This window comes from Actinoplanes hulinensis, from assembly GCF_019429605.1.
GTDB classification, from domain to species: Bacteria; Actinomycetota; Actinomycetes; order Mycobacteriales; family Micromonosporaceae; genus Actinoplanes; species Actinoplanes campanulatus.
Window position 1 is genome coordinate 153,866 of the sequence record NZ_JAHXZI010000004.1, and the last position, 21,421, is coordinate 175,286.

The window sequence follows — 21,421 nt, forward strand, 5'->3', positions numbered from 1 at the left end:
GCCATCGCTGCCCCCGACCTTGGACGCCCAACCACCGCATCCGGCGGCAAAGCGTCCAAGATCCGCGAACCGCAGCACAAAGAGGAGACCAAGGCCCCAGCCCACGCTCCCCCAGACCTTGGACGCCCAACCACCGCCTCCAGGGGACAAACGTCCAAAATCCGCAGGCCACGCGGCAAACGAAGGCCCCACCGCCATCGCTGCCCCCGACCTTGGACGCCCAACCACCGCATCCGGCGGCAAAGCGTCCAAGATCCGCGAACCGCAGCACAAAGAGGAGACCAAGGCCCCAGCCCACGCTCCCCCAGACCTTGGACGCCCAACCACCGCATCCAGGGGACAAACGTCCAAAATCCGCAGGCCACGCGGCAAACGAAGGCCCCACCGCCATCGCTGCCCCCGACCTTGGACGCCCAACCACCGCATCCGGTGGGGAAACGTCCAAGATCCGCGAGCCGCGGGGCAAAGAGGGGACGGAGGCGCCTCACCCCGACGCTCGCCCGCAGCTCGAGCGACCGGCCACGCGGCCGGAACCGCAAACGCCCAAGAACTGCCGGTCAAGGGAGGGGTGGAAGAGTCCAGTCGGGTGGGTCGGCGGGATGCAGATGCGGATCGTCGACGGAAAAGGTGCGGACCGGGCCCGGGGGCGTGTGCGGGCCTTCGAAGCGGACGGTGACCCGGCCCAGGCCGCTCCCCCACACCCAGCCCGCCCCGTGATCGTCGTGCCGAACATCCTGGCCGGGCCGCCAGACGGGTACCGGGGCCGCCACGTTGCCCAGGCCGGCGGTGTGGTCATCGGTGGCGGGGCCCGCATCGGTGGGGACTGCGGCCACACCAGAGAAGTGGGCGGGTGGAGAGCCGGCGGAAGCTGAATCCGTCCCCGCCGCCGGACCGTCGGGCGCTGATGCCATCGGATCAGCGAGGCCGGTGGAGGAGGAATCAGAAAACTCGCCGGGACGGGTCGCGGGTGAGCCGGCAACAAACTCACCAGACGGATCAGCGAACGAAATAGGAGCGGATCCGGCCACCGGTTGATCAACAGAGCTGGCAGCGGTTTGAGCGACAGACCCGAAAGCAGGATGCGCATCAGTCGCAGCAGCCGCTTGAGCAGCGGAACCAGCAACAGACTCTTCGCCGTGCCGACCGGTGGAACCGGCTGCGGAGTGAGCAGAGCTGTCGGCATCAGGCTGAGCAGTGAAACCGGCGGCAGGCGCAGCAACGAAACCAGCGGGGTGAGCAGCCGAGCCCGGCGGGAGGTCAACGGAGCCGATGGCAGGGTGAGCAGCCGAGCCCGGCGGGAGGTCAACGGAGCCGATGGCAGGGTGAGCAGCCCAGCCAGTTGGGAGATCAGCAACGGAACCGGCGGCGGACTGCGCGGACGAATCGGCAACGGGCTCGGTGGCGGAAGTGGTGGCGGAAGTGGTGGCGGCGTGAACGGCGGGGCCGGGTGGGAGACGGGTGACGGGGCCGGCGGGCGGGGGAACCGGTGGGGTGGGGAGCATGGCGGCCGCGGAGAAGAGGTCGTCCTGGGCGAAGTCGGCCAGGGTGGAGACGCCTACGCCGAGGAGGCGGACGCCGCCTGAGGTGTTGACCTCGGCCAGGAGGCGGCGGGCCAGCTGGGCCAGCAGGCGACCGTCGTCGGTGGGCTGGTCTCGGGTGAAGGCGCGGGTCACGGTGGTGAAATCCGGGGAGCGGACCTTGATGTTGACGGTTCGGCCGGTCAGGCCGCTGCTGCGGAGGCGGCCGGCGACGCGGGCGGAGAGCAGGTCGAGTTCGCGGTTGAGCTGGGCCGGATCGGTGAGGTCGACGTCGAAGGTTTCCTCGGCGGAGACCGACTTGGCCTCGCGTTCGCTGATCACCGGGCGGCTGTCGTCGCCCCGGGCCAGGCGGTGGAGGCCTGTCCCGTGGGCGGTGCCGAACCAGTCGACCAGGTCGTCCAGCGCGACGGTGGCCAGGTCGCCGATGGTGCGGACGCCGGAGCGGTGCAGGCGCTGCTCGGTGGCCGGGCCGACGCCGCCGAGGCGGTTGACCGGCAGCGGGTGCAGGAAGGCCAGTTCGTCGCCGGGGACGACGACGGTCAGCCCGTCCGGCTTGTGCAGGTCGGAACCGATCTTGGCGATGAGTTTGCTGGAGGCGGCACCGATCGAACCGGTGACGCCACCGGTGGCCTCGGCGATCTCCGCTTTCAGGCGGAGGGCGAGCGTGGTCACCGCGGACGGGCTGAGGTCGTGGCCGGCGGCGGCCAAGTCGACATACGCCTCGTCGATGGACACCTGCTCGACCAGCGGGGACACGCCCTGGAGCAGGCTCATGACGACGGTGCTGGTCTTCTTGTAGGCCGCGAACCGTGGCGACAGATATGCCGTGCCGGGTGGGCAGAGCCGCCGGGCCTGGGCCATCGGCATGGCGGAGCGGGCGCCGAAGGCCCGGGCCTCATAGGACGCGGTGGACACCACGCCGCGCCCGGCCACGCCGCCGACGATCACCGGCCGCCCGCGCAGCGAGACCTTGTCGCGCTGCTCGACCGCGGCGAACATCGCGTCGAGGTCGACGTGCAGGATGCTCGGCTCCGCCCTCACGAACGCAGACTATGCGCCGGGTACGACATTCCCGTCGGCTGTTCCGGGACATGGGGATCTCCTGTCTGCCGCCCTGGGGGAAGGTGGCGGAGAGTAGATGCCACAGCGTGGGAGCGATAACAAAAACTCGCGGGACCGAGCTTTACAGGTTCCGAAAAGCTGTGCCACGATACGGCGCGATTACAAATCGATGAACATCGTCGCAGCTAGCGGGCACGGACCCGATCGACGACAGGTACGGGCTTCGATATTTGCAGGCCTTCGGAGGGCCACTTCGACGAAGGAAGCGGGACGGTGACGGAGAGTCATACTGCGTTCGCACAGGACATCGCGGCCCTGGTTCGCGATGCCCAGCGGGGCCGTGTCGCCGCCCGTGACCAGCTGATCACCGGTCACCTCTCGCTGATCTACAACATCATCGGCCGGGCGCTGAACGGGCATCCGGATGTCGACGATCTGGTGCAGGACACCATGCTCCAGGCCATCAACGGGCTCGGATCCCTCCGCGATCCCGACCGTTTCAGATCATGGCTGGTGGCGATCGCGTACCGCCGTGTCCAAATGCATCTGCGCTCCCGCAAGATGACCCTGATGCGCCGCCACCCGGAGCCGGTGGACGTGCCGGACCCGGTCGGCGATTTCGCCGAGCGCACCACCGCCGAGCTGGTGGTGGCCGAGCAGCGGCGGGAGCTGGCCGAGGCGACCCGCTGGCTGGAGGACCGTGACCGGGAGCTGCTCGGGCTGTGGTGGCAGGAGGCCCGCGGCGACCTGACCCGGGCCGAGCTGGCCGCCGCCCTGGAGCTGAACCCGAAGCACGCCGCGGTCAAGGTGCAGCGGATGAAGGCGCAGCTCGACCTCTCCCGCGGGGTGGTCCGCGCGCTGCGCGCCAAGCCGATCTGCCCGGAGTTGCAGCAGACGATCCGGTTCTGGGACGGCAACGCCGACTCGGTGTGGCGCAAGCGCCTGGCCCGGCACGTACGGGACTGCCCGAAGTGCCGCGTCCACCAGAGCGGGATGGTCTCGCCGGAGCGGCTGCTGCTGGGCATCGCGGCGCTGCCGGTGCCGGTCGCGCTGTGGGCCGGGATCCAGGCCGCGGCGACGGGCGGTGCGGCGGTCGCGCCGGCCGCGCTGTCCGGGGTCTCGCTGGTCGCCCACGTGCAGTCGCTGGCCTCGCACAAGAGCCTGGCGGCGGCCGCGGTGGCGGCCACCGTCGCGGTCGGGGGCGGCCTGACCTACGCCGTGGTCCACGAGCCGGAGACGCCCGCCGCCATCGGCCCGTCGCTGACCATCACCGCCACTCCGGAGACCATCACCCCGTCGCGGCCCGCCGCCACGGCCGGCTCGAAAGCGCCGTCGGCCAGGGCCAGCGCCACCGCGCGCCCGGTAGCCGGGCTGGGTGTGCCGAAGGCGGACATCTACGTGGCGCCGGGCGGCTCGGACGACGGCGACGGCAGCCTGGCCCGCCCGTACGCCTCGATCGCGAAGGCCGTGGCGGCGGTGAGGCCGGGCTGGACGATCGCGCTGCGCGGCGGCACCCATCGCCCGACGAGTCCGATAACGATCAGCACGAGCGGCACTGCGGAAAAGCGGGTGACGATCAGCGGGTACGGCGGCGAGCGGGCCGTCATCGACGCCTCGGCGATCCCGGCCGACGAGTGGGCGATCACCCAGCAGTCGTCGTACTGGACGATGCGGGACCTGGAGATCACCGGCGCGCCGGACGCCGCCTACACCTGCCGGTCCTGTACGAACAACGTCTACCTGCGCCTGTCGGTGCACGACAACGCCGGCACCGGGATGATGCTGCGGGACGCCGGGACGGCCGCCAACCAGGTGCTGGACAGCGACTTCTACGCGAACCGGGGCTCCGGGCTGGCGGTGCAGTTCGGCGACGGCGACGGCAACCGGTTGCGCGGCAACCGGTCGTTCCGCAACGGTGGCGACGGGATCAACCTGGGTGCCTTCGGCAGCCGGGTGTCGGTGCAGTACAACTGGTCGTACGCCAATGGGGCGAACGGTTTCGCGGTGGGCGGCGGCACCCCGGCGGTGAGCGCGGCGCACCAGGTCCGGCACAACGCCGCCTGGGGCAACGACGGCCACGGCTTCGTCGACGAGGGCAACACCGGGGCGATCGAGCTGGGCAACAACACGGCGTTCCGGAACACCGGGCTGGGTTTCGCGATGACCACCGCCCCGGCCGTGCTGCGCAACAACGCGGCGATCGGCAACGACCGGGGCGAGCAGGCGCTGTCGGGCACCGCCGAGCCGACCGGCAACAGCTGGCAGGTGTCCGGTTTCTCCGAGGCGACGTTCCGGTCGGTGGATCCGGCGGTCGCCGAGGGCGCCCGGACGGCGGCCGCCAAGCTGCCCGGCACCGGCTATCTGAGCACCGGAAACGGCGTCGGGGCCTCGATGAGCGGCTCGTAAATCACGTGCCCGGCCGGACCGGGACGGGCCAGACTGTCCGCCATGCACTCCGCGATCACGGTCACCCCCGCCCAGCTGCCCGGCCTGCTGCTCCACGTGGCCGTCGTGCGGCCGGTCTTCCTGTGGGGCGCGCCCGCGATCGGCAAGAGCTCGCTGGTCCGTGACTTCGCGGCCGCGCTGGGCCTGGAGTGCGTCACCCTGGTCGGCACCCAACTGGCCGCCGAGGACCTGATCGGTGTCCCGGAGCTGCGGGACGGGCGCAGCCGGTTCGCGCCGCCCGAGTCGATCGCCCGTGACCAGCCGTACTGCCTGTTCCTGGACGAGCTGAACGCGTCGAGCCCGGAGGTGCAGAAGGCGTTCTACTCGCTGATCCTGGACCGCCGGATCGGCGAGTTCGAGCTGCCGGCCGGATCGATCGTGATCGGCGCGGGCAACCGTTCCAGCGACAACGCGCTCGCCCGCCCGATGGCGTCGGCACTGGTCAACCGTCTGATCCACGTCCACCTGCGGGCGTCCTGGGCGGACTGGCTGGAGTGGGCGACGGGCTCCGGCATCCACCCGTGGGTGACCGGTTACCTGACCGAGCGCCCGGATCACCTGTGGTCCGCCCCGCCCAAGGTGGAGGAGGCGTTCTCCACCCCGCGCAGCTGGCACATGCTCTCCGACGCCCTGCGCTCCTACGGCGACGGCATCGGCGAGGAGATGCTCACCCTGCTCGCGGCGGGCACGCTCAGCCCGGCGCACGCCACCGCCTTCGGCGGATACGTCAAGATCATCCGGCATCGGTACGGGCTGGACGCGATCGTCCGCGGCGATGTCGGCTGGCCGTCCGCGCCGTCCGACCGGGACCTGCTCTACTTCCTCGCCGAGGCGTTCCGGGCCCGGTTGGTCAAGGATCTGCCGGCGAACAAGACGCACGTCTCCGCCAACGTGCGACAGTTCGCGCACCGGGCCAAGGCGATGCTGGTCGAGCTGGCCGAACTGTCGCTGGAGTGCGGCCGCCTGGTGATCGCGCCGGACGCCGACGGCGGCCCGGTGCTGCCCGGCTGGTTCCTCGTCGAGGTGAGCCGCGACCTGCCGCGCCTGGTCGCGGCCCGCGCGTAGCCGTGGTCCGCGTGCCGCAGCCGGCCGAGACCGATCCGAACACGCTCGCCTGCCACGCCGCGTGGCGGGAGCTGAGCGGGCATCCGCTGTTCGCGCCGATGACCCGGGCCCGCGGCTACCCGCGCCCCGACGCGTCGCTGACGCTGGTCGCCACGCCGGTCCCGGGGACCGCCCGGGTCACGATGGACGGCCGGATCACGGCGAGCCGGGCCCGTCGGCTCGACGAGGCGGAGTGGCGCTGGGTGCTCGCGCACTGCCTGTTGCACCTGGGTTTCGACCATTTCGATCCGGCGGTGGAGCACGACGCCGCGTTCCGGGCGGCGGCCTGCGTGGCGGTGACCCGGTTCCAGCGGGCCGTGAAGCTGGGCCGCGAGCCGGACCCGCTGCCGCAGTTGCTGCCGACGACGGAGGAGGCCGTGCTGGCCGCCCGCTGGCGCCGGGAGGGGGTGCCGGACGGGTTCGCCGGTCCCCCGGACCTGGATCCCGCCCCCGTCCGGTTCCGGCCGGGGGCGGAGCCGTCCTGGCCGGAGCGCTTCGCGTCGGGTCTGTCGGCGGCCGCCATGGCCGGGGTGGAGGTGGCCGGCGGCGCCCGTGGGTCGATCACCGGCACGGCCCGCCACCGGGGCCCGGCGGAGCGGGCGATGGGCTGGTTCATCGGGTCGTACCCGCTGCTCGGTGGGGTGGCGGCCGGGTTCACGCTGGTGGCCGACGGCGTGCTGGCGCAGAGCCAGGACATCGCGATCGCGGCGGTCTCGGCCGAGGCGGGCGAGATCTACGTGAACCCGTGGCGGTCGCTGAGCGAGGAGGAGTGGCGCTTCGTGCTGGCGCACGAGCTGCTGCACGTCGCGTTGCGGCACGCCGACCGGGTGGGCGGCCGGGACCCGTACCTGTGGAACGTGGCCTGCGACTTCGTGATCAACGGCTGGCTCGTGGAGATGGGGGTCGGGGTGATGCCGGACGGGACGCTGCACGATCCGGAGTTCGCCGGCGCCTCCGCCGAGCACGTGTACGACCGGATCGCCGGTGACCTGCGCCGGATGCGGAAACTGGCGACGCTGCGCGGGCAGGGCGCCGGGGACATGCTGGGCGAGCCGCTGCCATGGGCCGGCCGCCGGGCCGGTGGCGTGGACCTGGACGAGTACTGCCGCCGCGCGCTGCTGACCGGGTTCGCGTACCACCAAGGTGGTGGCCGTGGGGATCTGCCGTCCGGGCTGGTCGCCGAGATCCGGGTGCTGGAGCAGCCGCCGCTGCCGTGGGACGTGCGGCTGGCCCGCTGGTTCGACGAACACGTGCCGCTGGTGGAGCCGGTCCGGAGTTACGCCCGCCCGTCCCGCCGCCAGTCGGCGACCCCGGACATCCCGCGCCCCGGCCGCCACCGCCCGGAGGAACTGGTCCGGCGGCAGACGTTCGGCGTGGTGGTGGACACCTCCGGTTCGATGAGCCATCAGCTGATGGGTAAGGCGCTGGGGGCGATCGCGTCGTACGCCACCGCCCGGGACGTGCCGGCCGCCCGGGTGGTGTTCTGCGACGCGGCCGCGTACGACGCCGGTTACCTGCCGGTCGACGGCATCGCCGGCCGGGTGCGGGTGCGCGGCCGGGGCGGCACCCGCCTCCAGCCGGCGATCGACCTGCTGGAACGCGCGGACGACTTCCCCCGGGAGGGCCCGATCCTGGTGATCACCGACGGTGAGTGCGATGTGCTGCGGATCCGGCGGCCGCACGCGTACCTCATGCCGCGCGGCGCCCGCCTGCCGTTCACCCCGCGCGGTGAGGTGTTCAGCCTGCGCTGAGGGCCGCGCCGAGGCCGGAGGGGATCCGGTAGTCCGGATAGGGCTCCCGCGAGGGGGCCCGGTCCGGGCCGCCGGCCGCGGTGGCCCGCAGCAGCAGCGAGGTGCCGTCGGCGCAGACGATCCGCACGCCGCGCGGCGCCTTCCCGCGTTCCCCACCGGGGCCGAGGTCGGCCAGCGCGACGAGCTGCCAGGAGCGGAAGGCGGCCGGGCGGGCGGCGTCGAGCAGCATCACGGCGAGCACCGCCACCCGGTCCGGCCGGCGGCCCGCGGGTGGCGGCAGCACGTCCGGCACCGGCAGATCGGTCTCCTGCGGCCAGATCGCACCCCAGAGGTACGCGAGCGCGCCGTCGCCGTACCGGATGCGGACGCCGGCCGGGGACGGGCCGCCGGGTGCGGTGCCCGCGCCGAAGCGTTCCACCGCCTCGATCTCCGGGTGGGCGGCGGCCCGGAACAGCGCCTCGATCACGTCGAGGACCTGGGCGAGCTGCAACGGTCTGCTCCGATCGTCAGGGCTTCGACCGGAGTCAACCGTCTTCCGGGGCGGCCCCGCCGCCCGTGTTGTGCGACGCGGGGTAGGTTTCGGTCATGGCTCGCGTACGCGCTGCACTGTATCTGGACTTCGACAACGTGTTCAGCGCCCTCATCAGGCAGGACCCGGATGTCGCCATCCAGTTCGCCGAGGAGCCGGGCGCCTGGTTGTCCCGGTTGACCACGTCGTTGACCGTGGACGGTCCACGCCGCTGGCTCATCCTGCGGTGCTACATGAATCCGGGCGGCTGGGTACCGCACCCCGATCCGGCCGCCGGGATGCAGCGGCTCTACTACTCGCGCTTCCGGCCGTACTTCGTGAACGCCGGCTTCGAGGTGATCGACTGCCCGCGGCTGACACACACGAAGAACGCGGCCGACATCCGGATGGTGGTCGACGCGGTGGACGCGCTCGGGGATCCGGTGCAGCACGACGAGTTCGTGATCGCGTCCGGCGACTCGGACATGACACCGCTGCTGGTGCGGCTGCGGCGGGCCGACCGGCGGACCACGATCGTCTCCCCGGCCGACGCCGCGCTCGCCTTCACCTCGGTGGCCGACCGGCTGATCACCAGCCAGGAGCTGCTGGAGCTGGTGCAGGGCGAGCCGGTGGAGAGCGAGGAGCAGCCGGTGGTGGTGACGGCGCCCGGCGAGCCCGAGCAGCCGGCCTCCTTCGACCAGTTCCGGGACCTGGTCACCTGGCGGTTCACGGCGGCGCCGGGCCCGCTCAACCTGGCCTCGCTCGCCCACGACCTGCGCCGCCAGCTCGGTACCGGGGTGGACGAGTCGAACTGGTTCGGGTTCGGCGGGTTCGTCCGGGCGCTGGAGAGCCTGCGGCTGCCGCACGCCAAGTTCTCCAACCACTTCGTGTGGGACGACAGCCGGCACGGGCCGCCGGAGACCGCGGGCGGCGCCGGTTCCGCACCGGAGCCGGTGGTCCGGCTGAGCGCCCCGCTCGGCCTGCCGCGACTGCCACGGGACATGTGGCCTCCGGTCTACCAGGCGCTGGCCGACTACGCGGCCGGCCACCATTTCAACCTCACCGAGGCGACCCGCTGGGCCCGGGACGCGCTGGCCGAGCAGGGCGTCGACGTGAGCCGGTCGGCGATCGCGTTCGTCACCCGGGGCACCGCGTTCGGCGGCGCCCCGCTCTACCGGACGCCGCCGCCGAACGCCGAGGAGGTCGCGACGGCGTTCGCGGACAACGTGCTGAACCGGGCCGAGGCGGCCGCGATCGCGCTGACCGAGGAGGAGTGCGCCGAGGTCCGCTCCTGGCTCGGAGCACCGGACCCTAAGGCCTGAACAGGCGGGCCGCCGCCGCGTCCCACGCGGTGACCAGGTCGATCGTCTCCGGCTCGCGCAGCCACTGGATCTGGAGGCCGTCCATCAGGGCGACCACCTGGACGGCCAGCTCGCGCGGGCCGGGCACGTCGCCCTCGGCCAGGGCGGCGAACTGGTCCAGCGTGCGCCGCTGCCGGGTCTTGAAGTAGCCGTGCGCCGGGTGGCCGGGGGCCAGCGACTCGGCCTCCAGCACCGCGAAGAGCCGGACGATCTCGGGCTGTTCGGCGTTGCGGCGGACGAGCGCCGAGCAGACCTCGGGCAGGGTGACGCGGCGCGGCTCCTCGGCCCAGAGCTGGTGCACGGGCAGGCCGAGCTTCCCGGCGAGGGAGCGGGCGTCCTCCTCGTCGCGGTATTCCAGGACGGCCACGAGCAGGCTGTCCTTGGAGCCGACGTGGTGCAGCATGCCGGGCACGGTGAGGCCGCAGCCGTCGGCCACGTCCTGCATGGACAGCCCCCAGAAGCCGCGCTCGGCGATCAGCCTCGTGGTCATCTCGAGGATCTGCCGGCGCCGTTCGGCGGCCGGTAACCGGGCGCGGTCGCGCCGGAACTCTGGGGAGGTCTGCACTGCTCTTTCCTATCAGCAACCTCTTGCCGGACCGCCTCTGACCTGGCTATGTTTCGGGGCAGTTAATACCTAGTAGGTACTCAGTAAGGTGGGTGGCGATGGACCTCAGCACCTCGGAACAGGCGGCGATCACCAGCGGCGGCGACTTCTGGCACACCTCGCCGGTCGAGTCGGCGGGCATCCCCGCGGTGACCGTCACCGATGGCCCACACGGGGTGCGCATGCAGGCCACCGACGGTGACCTGCTGGCCGGGGTGCCCGCCACCTGCTTCCCGCCGGCCGTGGCCAGCGCCTCCACCTGGGATCCGGAGCTGCTGCGCCGGATGGGCGAGGCGCTCGGCGACGAGTGCCGGGCGCAGGACGTGGCGGTGCTGCTCGGGCCGGGCGTCAACCTCAAGCGCACCCCGCTGGGCGGACGCAACTTCGAGTACTTCTCCGAGGACCCGATCCTGACCGGGGTGCTGGCCACCGAGTGGGTGCGCGGCCTCCAGAGCCGGGGCGTCGGCGCGTCGCTGAAGCACTTCGCGGTGAACAGCCAGGAGACCGAGCGGATGCGGATCAGCGCCGACGTCGACGACCGCACGCTGCGGGAGATGTACCTGCGGGCCTTCCAGCGGGTGGTCACCCGGGCCCAGCCGTGGACCGTGATGTGCGCCTACAACCGGATCAACGGGGTGTACGCGAGCGAGCACCACTGGCTGCTCACCGAGGTGCTGCGCGGAGAGTGGGGATTCGAGGGCCTGGTCGTGTCGGACTGGGGCGCCGTGGTGGACCGGGTGAGGGCGGTCGCGGCGGGGCTGGACCTGACCATGCCCGGGCCGGACGCGGACGGCGATGCCGCCCTGGTCGCGGCCGTCGAGTCCGGCGACCTCGACCCGGCCCTCCTGCGGCAGAGCGCGGAGCGCGTACGGGAAATGATCGTGAAGGCCGGGAAGCGACCGGCCGGCGGCTATGACGCCGAAGCGCACCACGCGCTGGCCCGGGAGATCGCCGGACGGGCGATCGTCCTGCTGAAGAACGACGGTGACCTGCTGCCGCTCGGCTCCTCGTCAACCCTCGCGGTGATCGGCGAGTTCGCGCGCAGCCCGCGCTACCAGGGCGGCGGCAGCTCGCAGATCACGCCGACCCGGCTCGACGACGCGCTCACCGAGATCACCGCGGCGGCCGGTGGCGAGGTGCGGTTCGCGGCCGGCTACACCGTGCAGGGCGACGCGGACGAGGGCCTGCTGGCCGAGGCCGTGGCGGTCGCGAAGGCCGCCGACGTGGCGATCGTCTTCGCCGGCAGCGTCCACGAGACCGAGGGCGCCGACCGCACCTCGATCGACCTGCCGGACACGCAGGTGACGCTGATCGAGCGGGTGGCGGCGGCCAACCCGCGGACCGTCGTGGTGCTCTCCAACGGCGCGGTCCTCGCCACCCGGCCGTGGGACTTGAAGGTGCCCGCCCTGGTCGAGGGCTGGCTGCTCGGTCAGGCCGGCGGCAGCGCCGTCGCCGACGTGCTGTTCGGGCGGGTCAACCCGTCCGGCCGGCTCGCCGAGACGATTCCGGTGAAGCTCGCCGACCATCCGTCCTACCTGGACTTCCCGGGCGAGCACGGCCACGTCCGGTACGGCGAGGGCCTGCACGTCGGGTACCGGGGCTTCGACGCGCGCGGGCAGGAGGTGGCCTACCCGTTCGGGTTCGGGCTGTCGTACACCACCTTCGGCTACGGCGCGGCTCGCGCCACCGCGACGGCGACCGGCGTCGAGGTCCGCGTCCCGGTGACCAACACCGGCACGCGCGACGGGCGCGAGGTGGTGCAGGTGTACGTGAGCCTGCCCGGCTCCCGGGTGCGGCGTGCGCCGCGGGAGCTGAAGGCGTTCGCCGGCGTGCCGGTCGCGGCCGGGGACACCGCCGACGTCGTCCTGACCGTCGACCGCGACGACCTGGCCTACTGGGACATCCGGCTGGGCCGGTGGATCGTCGAGGGTGGCGAGTACCTGATCGAGGTGGGCGCCTCGTCCCGGGACGTGCGGGCGTCGGTGACCGTGCACGTGGCCGGCGACCCGGACCGGGTGCCGCTGACCATCGAGTCCAGTGTCGGCGAGTGGTTCGCCGACCCGCGCGGCGCCGAGGTGCTGGGCGCGGCGTTCGCGGAGGCGGCGGGCGACGGCCCGATGTCGGCGATGACCGCCAACCCGGAGATGCTGATGATGCTGGCCAGCCTGCCGCTGGCGCGGCTGGCGGCGTTCCCGGGCAGCCCGCTGAGCGCCGGCGACCTGGAGAAGCTGGTGGCCGCGGCCAACTACTGACGGTCAGCCCGCGCGAGCAGGTCCTGGATCCGGGAGACCAGCTCGCGCGGGCTGAACGGCTTGGTCAGGTAGTCGTCGGCGCCGGCGCCGAGCCCGCCCTCCATGTCCTGCTCCCGGACCCGGGCGGTGAGCATGATGATCAGCGTGCCGGCGGTCGCCGGATCCGCCCGCAGCGTCCGGCAGACGTCGATGCCGGAGAGTCCCGGCATCGACACGTCCAGCACGGCCAGCGCGGGATGCCGGGCCCGTGCCGTCTCCACGGCCGTCTGCCCGTCGCCGACCGCGAGCACCTCCAGCCCGGCCTGTTCAAGCTTGAAGGCCACCAGGTCACGGATGTCGGCGTCGTCGTCGGCCACCAGGACGGTCGTCACGCGGCTCCCCCGATCTTCGATTTGCGCTCGCACGTTATACCGATAAGAGTGGTTATGTGGGGAGTTATCAGGAATATCGTCTGCAACCCTCCCGCAACCTGGGAGCGCCCGTGATGCATCCGGCGACCGGTGTGCTGTTCCAAAGGCCACTACCGCGCAACTCGAACGTCTGGGAGGAACGATGAACGCCGTGATCGACGACGTACGCAGCGAAGCGCTCTTCGCCTCAAGCGTGCAACGCTCCCAGGAGCCCACTCCAGAGGTGATCCGGACGGCCGTCTTCACCATGGTCGACCAGCTCGGCGAGTCCGGCTGCGCCGAGATCCTCGCCCAGGAGTACGGCGAGGACCCGGACTGTGCCATCGGACGGATGAACTGGGCCCGGGACGCCGTCCGGCTCGCCTTCGCCGGCTGAGTGCCGGACCCGTGAGGCGTACGCCGTACGCCTGACGGGTCTGGCGCGACCGGCCACCCGGCCGTAAGCTTCCCGGCATGCGCGCGAAATCGACCATGTGGTGGCCCGCCTGACCGGCGGCCCCTTCCCCCGCGCGTGACCACCGCGGCCGCCTCTCCGAGGCGGCCGTTTCTCGTGGGCCGGTCCTCGGCCGGCGGTCCTCGACCGAAAGAGGACCCGATGCCCTTCGCCCTGCTCCACCGTGACGGCGCCGACCACGTCGAGGTGCTGACCGGGGACGTCGTCACCGTCCCCACGCTCGCCGACATCCCGCTGCATCCCGGCACACCGGTGCTGGCGGTGATCCCCTACCGGCAGATCGGCGAGCGCGGTTTCGACTGCGTCGATGACGGCGCCCCGCTGGAGTGCCTGCTGGTCCGCTCGGCCGGCAGAGAGCCCCTGGACGCGTTCCCGCCCGGGCCGCTGACCCTGCGCGACGGCGGTTTCGACCTGTCCGACGACGAGTACGGCCGGATCGTCGAGGAGGTGCTGCGCGACGAGATCGGGCACGGCGAGGGCGCCAACTTCGTCATCCACCGGGTCTACGAGGCCACGGTCGTGGGCGATCCGCTCGCCGCGGCGCGGGCCGCGTTCGGCCGGCTGCTCACCGGGGAGCAGGGCACCTACTGGACGTTCCTGGTCGACACCGGGGAGCGGATCCTGGTCGGCGCCACCCCGGAACGGCACGTCAGCGTCACCGACGGGGTCACCATGATGAACCCGATCAGCGGCACCTACCGCAACGACGGCGGCTACCCGGGCCTGCTCGACTTCCTGCGCGACCCGAAGGAGATCGAGGAGCTCTACATGGTCCTCGACGAGGAGCTCAAGATGATGGCCACGGTCGCCGAACACGGTGGCCAGGTGGCCGGCCCCTACCTCAAGGAGATGGCCCGCCTCACCCACACCGAGTACCTGCTGGCCGGGCACGGTTCGCTGGACGTCCGCGACGTGCTGCGGGAGACCATGTTCGCGCCGACCGTCACCGGCAGCCCGATCGAGAACGCCTGCCGGGTCATCGCCCGGCACGAACGCCGCGGCCGCCGCTACTACGCCGGCGTGCTCGCCCTGCTCGACCACGACGAGCAGGGCCGCCAGACGCTGGACGCGCCGATCCTCATCCGCACCGCGGAGATCACCCCCGACGGCTCGCTGCGCGTCCCGGTCGGGGCCACGCTGGTCCGCCACTCGACAGCGGCGGGCGAGGTGGCGGAGACCCACACCAAGGCGGCCGGCCTGCTCTCCGCGCTGGGCGCGGTCCCTTCACAACCCCTTCCGGTACGGGGTACGGCGCAGACAGCGGAGGTACGTGAGCTGCTGGCCGCCCGCAACGACGAGCTGGCCCGGTTCTGGCTCGACTCCCGGGCGCCGGGCGCGCTGACCGTGCCGTCGCTGGCCGGCCGGCACGCGGTGATCGTCGACGCCGAGGACACGTTCACCGCCATGCTCGCCCACCAGCTCAAGGCCCTCGGCCTGCGGGTCACCCTGCTGCCGTGGACGTCGGTGACCACGCTGCCGGAGGGCGACCTGCTGGTGTTCGGTCCCGGGCCGGGCGACCCCTCGAACCTGGCCGACCCCAAGATGGCGGCCCTGCACCGGCTCGCCGGGGAGGCGCTCGAGGCGCGGCGGCCGCTGTTCGCGGTCTGCCTCGGGCAGCAGATCCTGGCCTCGCTGCTGGGACTGTCGCTGGCCCGGCGGGACTCGCCCTACCAGGGTCTGGCCCGGGAGGTCGGCCTGTTCGGGACGGTCCGGCGGGTCGGCTTCTACTCCAGCTTCTCGGCGGTGTCCGACGAGCCGGTGGCGGCGTCGCCGTACGGGCCGGTCGAGCTGGCCGTCGACCCTTCGGACCGTACGGTGCACGCGCTGCGCGGCGCCGGCTTCGCGGGCGTCCAGTTCCACCCCGAGTCGGTCCTCAGCCGCGACGGCGTCGACGTGCTCCGCGAACTTCTGCCGCCGCTTCTGTCCGTCGTGGTTAGCCCGGCCCTTCCCGGGTAGCGAAACAGTATCGGTGGTCCAAGGTGATCGAGAGCCTCACCTTGGGCCACCGACCCCGTGCCCGCACGATCGGCTACCTCTTCGAGGTGAAACGGGGGCGGAGCCGGCCCTGCCGGGTTTACCGTCGCCGGGTGTACGGGTATCCGGCTGGCGTCGCCGACCTCCGGAGGGGAACCTTGGCCGAGCCGCACGTCACTCTCGACCCCCGCACGCTCAACCCGGTGGAGGAGAAACTGCGCGGTCCCCTGGAGGACCAGCTCAGTTCCGCTCTCCAGGCCGCGACCGTCAAGGTCCGCGAGCGGTACGCCGGGGAGACCGTCGAACAGGTCACCGGCATGCTCCTGGAGCAGGCGAGGGCCGGCCTGCACCCGGACATCGCCGCCGGCTTCCACCCCGACCACGAGCAGTTGCGCCACGTGGCCGAGGTGATCGTCACCCAGGCTCACTGACCCGTCAGCGAGCCGCGATCTCCGCGGCGGGCGGGGCCTTGATGTCGACCGCGACGCCGAAGTCGAAGAACTTGACGGCCGACGACTCCGGGGCCTTGGTGAACCGGTAGCTCGCGAGCCGGCCCTGGTCGTCGAAGCTCGCCTCGAACGGCATCATCGCCTCGCCCGGGCGGGCCCCGGCCGGCGGCTTCTCGCCATTCGCCCGGATCATCTCCACCAGATCCACCACGCCACGGACTCTGTCGGCGCCGACCCATTGAACATCGGTCGCCGACGCGAGGCTCGTCCTGGTCGACTCGGCGATGTCGGCGCCGGCGAGCTTGCCGAACCCGTCGTCGCCCGCGGCCTTGCGCCACCTGCCCTCGGCGCCGGGCTGCCCGTCCGCGTACGTCATTTTCACCTTCACATAGGTCACTCCGCCGACCGCCCGCACCGTCGTGGTGGACGTCTTTCCGGCGGCGATGTTCACCATGACGTACTCATAGATCTTGTTGTTGGAGTCGATCAAGCCGGTCATCGTGCCCTGCCCGGCCATGTCCATGCTCATCCGGTAGGTGGTCCTCGTCAGCTCGCCCGCGGCCGCGGACAGCGCGGCGGTCGCGTCCTTCGGCTTCGCGGGCGCGCTCGGGGGCGCGCTCGCGGTCTCGCCCACCGGCTCCGCGGGGCCGCACCCGCCGGCCGCGAGCACCGCCGCCAGCAGGACTCCGGCGCCGGCCCGTCGCGTGATGCGCATGTTCATGGAACTCTCCCCAGTACGGCCACCCCAAGCAATGATCATCAATCTAGGACCTCAGGTTGAAGATCAGGTCGACGACCAGGGCCGTCCAGCCGGTCTGGTGCCAGGCGCCCAGGCCGGCCCCGTTGTCGCCGTTGAAGTACTCCGGGAAGGCGACCAGATCCTTCCAGTCCGGGTGCGCCTGGAACAGCTCGGTGGCGCCGTAGATCGGCCGGCGGCCCTCGGCGTCCGGCACGAACAGCCCGATCAGGCGGCGGGACAGGTCGTCGGCGATCTCGGTGAGCCCGGCCTTGCGCTGCGAGCCGGTCGGGTACTCCGCCTTCAGGTCCTCGCCGTAGAACTCGGCGAACTCCCGCAGTGCCTGGACCAGGAGGTAGTTGACCGGCATCCACACCGGACCGCGCCAGTTGGAGTTGCCGCCGAACAGGCCGCTGGTGCTCTCCGCCGGCTCGTAGCCGACGGTGAAGTCCGAGCCGCCCAGCGACACCGTGAACGGCTTCTCCAGATGGGCGCGGGACAGGGTGCGCAGCCCGTACGGGGAAAGGAACTCCTGGGGATCGAGCAGGCGCGCGAGAATGCGCAGCAGCTGGTCCTGACCCACCATGCTGAGCAGGCGCTGCCGGCGCCGGTCGGCGCCGCCGAGGCGCCGGGCGCTGATCACATCACCGAACTCTCCCTGGTGATGCAGCATCCACCGGACCCGTGAGTTGATCTCCGGGAGCCGGTCGAGGGTCTCCGAGGTGAGCCGGGTGGTGGCGGCCAGTGGCAGCAGGCCGACGATCGAGCGGGCCTTGAGCGGCACCCGGTGGCCGTCCGGCAGGCGCAGCACGTCGTAGAAGAAGCTGTCCTCCTCGTCCCACAGCCCCTGCCGGTACGCCGCCTTCGCGATGTACGTGAAGTGCTCGAAGAACTTGGTGGCCATGTCCTCGTAGGCCCGGTCGTGCCGGGCCAGGAGGATCGACATGTCGAGCAGGTTGAGCGCGTACATGGCCATCCAGCCGGTGCCGTCGGACTGCTCCAGCACCCCGGCGACCGGCAGCGCGGCCGACCGGTCGAACGGTCCGACGTTGTCCAGGCCGAGGAAGCCGCCCTCGAAGACGTTGTTGCCGCCGACGTCCTTGCGGTTGACCCACCAGGTGAAGTTGAGCAGCAGCTTGTGCATCACGCGGGACAGGAAGCCGAAGTCCCGCCCACCGTCGATCTTGAAGACCTGCAACGCGGCCCAGGCGTGTACCGGCGGGTTCACGTCCGAGAACGACCACTCGTACGCCGGGATCTGCCCGTTCGGGTGCATGTACCACTCGCGGAGCAGCAGCAGGAGCTGCGACTTGGCGAAACCCGGGTCGACGCGGGCGATGCTGACGCAGTGGAACGCCAGGTCCCAGGCGGCGTACCAGGGGTACTCCCACGGGTCCGGCATGCTGATGACGTCGAAGCTGTTCATGTGCCACCAGCCGTTGTTGCGCCCGTGGCGCCGGCCCGGTGGCGGTGGGGCGTTGCCCGGGTCGCCGTGCAGCCACTGCTTGACGTCGAAGTGGTAGAACTGCTTGCCCCACATCAGGCCGGCGACGGCCTGCCGGGCCACGTCCTTCTCGTCGCCGGTGGCCGCCTCCGGCAGCACCTCGGCGAAGAACTCGTCGGCCTCGGCCAGCCGGTGGCGCATCACCGCGGTCCAGCCGTCGCCGAGGTCGGCCGGCGGCAGCTCCCGGTCGCTCTGGGTGAGCCGGAGCCGGATGGTCCGGCTCTCCCCCGCCCCCAGCGTCACCCGGTAGTGCAGTGACCCCTTGGTGCCGGTCCCGGCCGGGTTCACCGTCGGCATGTCGAGCGTCAGGTGGTCGTTGATGCCGTCCTTGGGGAACGGGGTGCGCCCCGGCAGCCCCCACAGCCGCTGCGCGTTCGTCTCGTTGTCGCACATCAGCGGGCGGGGCGTGTCCTGCCCGTCGAGGGTGATGTGGCCCAGTGAACGGTGCCGCCCGGACAGCCGCCCCGGCGTACCGGTGATCTTCGGGACCGGACGGTTGGGCAGCCCCCACGACCACGTGTTGCGGAACCACAGGGTGGGCAGCACGTGCAGGGTGGCCGGCTCCGGGCCGCGGTTGGCGACGGTGACCGCGATGCAGACGTCGTGTGTGCCGGCCTTGGCGTAGTCGACGGTGACCGCCCAGAACCGGTCCTCGTCGAAGATCCCGGTGTCGACCAGCTCGTACTCGCTCTCGTCGCGCGACCGCTGCCCGTTCACCCGGACCAGCTCGTCGTACGGGAACTCGGCCTGCGGGTAGTGGTAGCGCCAGCGCATCCACGAGTGGGTGGGTGTGGAGTCCTGGTACCACCAGTAGTCCTTGGCGTCCTCGCCGTGGTTGCCGCCGTCACCGCCGAGGCCGAACATCCGCTCCTTCAGGATCGGGTCGCGGCCGTTCCACAGGGCGAGCGCGAAGGCGAACGTCTGCCGGTCGTCGCAGAGCCCGGCCATGCCGTCCTCGTTCCACCGGTACGCCCGGGAGCGCGCGTGGTCGTGCGGGAAGTAGTCCCACGCGGTGCCGTGCTCGCTGTAGTCCTCACGAACCGTGCCCCAGGCGCGTTCGGCGAGGTACGGCCCCCACGCGCGCCACGGCTGCTCACCGGAATCGGCCTGTGCGAGGCGTACCCGCTCCGACACGTCCGTCCCCACCCCCATACCTGAAGTCAGCCTTCGAAGTCGATCACATTGAGACTGTCACGCTCATATGTCAAACATGTAAGCCCCGGGACGCTGACACCAGAGCGCCCCCGGATCAGCACCCGGTGAGCAACTCCGGCACGGGAGTCTCCTAACCGTGCGACGTGAACTCTGGGCGGGACTCACCTGGGCCGGTGTGATGATGGTCTGTGTCGCCCTGCGGGTCGGCATCGGGACGACGGGCACCTCCTACCTGGTGACCGTCGCGCCGTACATGCTGGTCAGCGCCGGCACGCCGGTCGCCGTGCTGATCGGCACCCTCCGGCACCGGCCGTCACACCGGGCCGGCTGGTTCCTGCTGGCCGCGGCCCAGGTGGTGTACGCCGTCGCGGACGGGATGACGGTCCGTGACGACTGGCTCGGCGAGTTCCTCGAACCCACCCCGGCCGACCTCATGTACTTCGCCTCCTACCTGCTGCTCTGCGCCGCCGTGCTGGTGTTCATCCGGCGCCGCACCCCCGGCTGGGACATACCGGGCGGCATCGACGCCCTGGTCGTGGCGATCAGCGCCGGCCTGCTCGTCTGGATCTACGTGCTCCAGCCGCTGACCTCCGACTCGGCGCTGCCGCTCAACGCGAAACTGACGCAGTCGGCGTACCCGGTCCTGGATCTGATGGTGTTGATCCTGGCGGTCCGCCTGGTGATGGGCACCGGCACCCGCGGGCCCGTGCTCTGGCTCCTGCTCAGCAGCCTCGCCCTCATGTTCGCCGTGGACACCGCGTACGCGGTGGAGGGCATCGCCGACGGCAGCTCGGTCGAGGAGTCGTACCTCGACGCCATGTGGATGACCTCGCTCGGGCTGCTCGGCCTGGCCGCCCTGCATCCCGGTATCCGCCGGTTCGACCAGCGCAGCGACACCGCCCTGCCGGACGCGTCACCGGGACGGCTCGGTGTCCTCGCCATCGCCGTGCTGATGGCGCCGGGCGTCCAGTTCATCCAGTGGCTGCGCGGCGAGCCGGTCAGTGTGCCGCTGATCAGCGCGGCCTGTGCGGTCATGTTCCTGCTCGTGCTCGCCCGGATGTACGGCCTGGTCACGGCGCAGCGGCGGGCCGCCGTCACGGACAGCCTGACCGGCCTGCACACCCGCCGGCACTTCACCCAGGCGCTGGCCGTCGAGTGCCGCCGGGCCGGCCGCGCCGGCCACGGCGTCGGCCTGCTGATCATCGACGTCGACCACTTCAAGAAGGTCAACGACGGGTACGGGCATCCGGCCGGCGACCAGGTCCTGCGCGAGGTGGCCCGCCGCCTGGCCGCCGGCAGCCGGGCCGGCGGCGTGATCGCCCGCTACGGCGGTGAGGAGTTCGTGGTGCTGGCCCCGCACACCGGGCCCGGCGAGCTCTACGCCCTCGCCGAGCGTCTCCGCGAGGAGATGGCCGGCCTCCCCGTCGACATCGGCGGCGATCTGCTGTCGGTGACCGTCTCGATCGGCGCCGCCGTCGCCGTCCACCCCGACCCGGAGGCGCTGCTGCACGACGCCGACGAGGCCCTGTACGCCGCCAAGGCGGCCGGCCGAAACCGCGCCATCCTGTCGCCCGCCGGTTAAGGTCGGCGACGTGCCAGCTTCCGAATACGTCACCGGCCTGCGCGCCAAGACCGGCCCCGGCCTGATCATGTTCCCGTCGGTGACCGCCGTGGTCTTCGACGACCGCGGCCAGATCCTCCTGCACCAGCGCAGCGACAACGCGAGCTGGACGCTGATCGCCGGGATGATGGATCCCGGCGAGCAGCCGGCCGACACGGTGATCCGGGAGGTGGAGGAGGAGACGTCGGTCCGGGTGAGGATCGACCGGCTGGCCGGGGTGGCGCTGCACGAGGTCACCTACCCCAACGGCGACCACTGCCAGATGGTCAACACCTGGTTCCGCTGCCGTGCGGTCTCCGGCTCCGCCCGGGTCAACGACACCGAGTCCCTGGCCGTCGGCTGGTTCCCGCTGGACGCCCTCCCGGACCTCAACCCCTACGCGCTGCACCGCATCCGCACGTCCCTGGCCGAGGAGGGCCCCGCCTGGTACGCCCCACCCGGCGACACCATGATCCCCGGCTGGTGACCGGCTGGCTCCCAGGGCTGTCTCGAC

At 71.8% G+C, this 21,421-nt stretch carries 16 protein-coding genes; 10 read left to right on the top strand and 6 right to left on the bottom strand.

All coding sequences use genetic code 11. From position 1 onward, the window contains the following. Positions 1-557: 557 nt before the first annotated feature. A complete protein-coding gene (locus KZ829_RS42810; RefSeq protein ID WP_308285400.1) occupies positions 558-2,579 on the bottom strand; it encodes a DNA polymerase IV in 2,022 nt (673 codons plus the stop codon). A 294-nt stretch (positions 2,580-2,873) separates the two neighbouring features. Here KZ829_RS42810 and KZ829_RS09165 point away from each other — a divergent pair, with 294 nt between their 5' ends. Genes KZ829_RS09165 through KZ829_RS09175 form a run of 3 tightly spaced genes read left to right on the top strand, consistent with a single transcriptional unit; the run spans position 2,874 to position 7,900 of the window. Continuing rightward, positions 2,874-5,006, top strand: coding sequence for a sigma-70 family RNA polymerase sigma factor (locus KZ829_RS09165; protein ID WP_220143423.1), 2,133 nt, complete (start codon positions 2,874-2,876; stop codon positions 5,004-5,006). Between the two features lie 42 nt (positions 5,007-5,048). Continuing rightward, complete coding sequence (locus KZ829_RS09170; RefSeq protein WP_220143424.1) at positions 5,049-6,110, top strand: AAA family ATPase; 1,062 nt, start codon at positions 5,049-5,051, stop codon at positions 6,108-6,110. Positions 6,111-6,121: 11 nt separating this feature from the next. Continuing rightward, positions 6,122-7,900, top strand: a complete 1,779-nt coding sequence (locus tag KZ829_RS09175) for a vWA domain-containing protein (RefSeq protein ID WP_443611881.1) — start codon at positions 6,122-6,124, stop codon at positions 7,898-7,900. On the opposite strand, the gene KZ829_RS09180 is transcribed toward KZ829_RS09175, so the two are convergent. Beyond that, positions 7,887-8,390 carry a hypothetical protein gene (locus tag KZ829_RS09180; protein ID WP_220143425.1) on the bottom strand — a complete coding sequence of 168 codons (504 nt, stop codon included), beginning with the start codon at positions 8,388-8,390 and terminating at the stop codon, positions 7,887-7,889. The genes KZ829_RS09175 and KZ829_RS09180 overlap by 14 nt on opposite strands. A 95-nt stretch (positions 8,391-8,485) precedes the next feature. On the opposite strand from KZ829_RS09180, the gene KZ829_RS09185 reads away from it, so the two are divergent. Next, positions 8,486-9,730, top strand: coding sequence for an NYN domain-containing protein (locus KZ829_RS09185; RefSeq protein ID WP_183217729.1), 1,245 nt, complete (start codon positions 8,486-8,488; stop codon positions 9,728-9,730). On the opposite strand, the gene KZ829_RS09190 is transcribed toward KZ829_RS09185, so the two are convergent. Continuing rightward, on the bottom strand, positions 9,720-10,334 hold the full coding sequence (locus tag KZ829_RS09190) for a TetR/AcrR family transcriptional regulator (protein ID WP_220143426.1): 615 nt from the start codon (positions 10,332-10,334) through the stop codon (positions 9,720-9,722). The two genes, KZ829_RS09185 and KZ829_RS09190, sit on opposite strands and share 11 nt — an antisense overlap. Positions 10,335-10,432: 98 nt before the next feature. Between KZ829_RS09190 and KZ829_RS09195 the strand changes: the two genes are divergently transcribed. Next, on the top strand, positions 10,433-12,625 hold the full coding sequence (locus KZ829_RS09195; RefSeq protein ID WP_220143427.1) for a glycoside hydrolase family 3 C-terminal domain-containing protein: 2,193 nt from the start codon (positions 10,433-10,435) through the stop codon (positions 12,623-12,625). On the opposite strand, the gene KZ829_RS09200 is transcribed toward KZ829_RS09195, so the two are convergent. Next, positions 12,619-12,996, bottom strand: a complete 378-nt coding sequence (locus KZ829_RS09200; protein WP_220143428.1) for a response regulator transcription factor — start codon at positions 12,994-12,996, stop codon at positions 12,619-12,621. The genes KZ829_RS09195 and KZ829_RS09200 overlap by 7 nt on opposite strands. A gap of 181 nt (positions 12,997-13,177) precedes the next feature. On the opposite strand from KZ829_RS09200, the gene KZ829_RS09205 reads away from it, so the two are divergent. The 3 genes from KZ829_RS09205 to KZ829_RS09215 all read left to right on the top strand — a co-directional run bounded on the left by KZ829_RS09205 (position 13,178) and on the right by KZ829_RS09215 (position 15,894). Further along, positions 13,178-13,411: a hypothetical protein gene (locus KZ829_RS09205; RefSeq protein ID WP_220143429.1), complete on the top strand. Its 234-nt coding sequence runs from the start codon at positions 13,178-13,180 to the stop codon at positions 13,409-13,411. A gap of 219 nt (positions 13,412-13,630) precedes the next feature. Next, positions 13,631-15,445, top strand: a complete 1,815-nt coding sequence (locus KZ829_RS09210) for an anthranilate synthase family protein (protein WP_220143430.1) — start codon at positions 13,631-13,633, stop codon at positions 15,443-15,445. A 176-nt stretch (positions 15,446-15,621) separates the two neighbouring features. Then, positions 15,622-15,894, top strand: coding sequence for a hypothetical protein (locus tag KZ829_RS09215; protein ID WP_220143431.1), 273 nt, complete (start codon positions 15,622-15,624; stop codon positions 15,892-15,894). Between the two features lie 4 nt (positions 15,895-15,898). Here KZ829_RS09215 and KZ829_RS09220 read toward each other — a convergent pair whose 3' ends face one another. Both KZ829_RS09220 and KZ829_RS09225 read right to left on the bottom strand, forming a co-directional pair. Further along, a complete protein-coding gene (locus KZ829_RS09220; RefSeq protein ID WP_220143432.1) occupies positions 15,899-16,633 on the bottom strand; it encodes a hypothetical protein in 735 nt (244 codons plus the stop codon). Between the two features lie 43 nt (positions 16,634-16,676). Next, positions 16,677-19,298 carry an MGH1-like glycoside hydrolase domain-containing protein gene (locus tag KZ829_RS09225; RefSeq protein WP_308285401.1) on the bottom strand — a complete coding sequence of 874 codons (2,622 nt, stop codon included), beginning with the start codon at positions 19,296-19,298 and terminating at the stop codon, positions 16,677-16,679. A gap of 145 nt (positions 19,299-19,443) precedes the next feature. Between KZ829_RS09225 and KZ829_RS09230 the strand changes: the two genes are divergently transcribed. Further along, positions 19,444-20,889 (top strand): GGDEF domain-containing protein, encoded by a 1,446-nt coding sequence (locus tag KZ829_RS09230; protein ID WP_308285402.1) that lies wholly within the window; start codon positions 19,444-19,446, stop codon positions 20,887-20,889. Between the two features lie 10 nt (positions 20,890-20,899). Then, a complete protein-coding gene (locus KZ829_RS09235) occupies positions 20,900-21,394 on the top strand; it encodes an NUDIX hydrolase (protein WP_220143434.1) in 495 nt (164 codons plus the stop codon). The last annotated feature ends 27 nt before the right edge of the window (positions 21,395-21,421 follow it).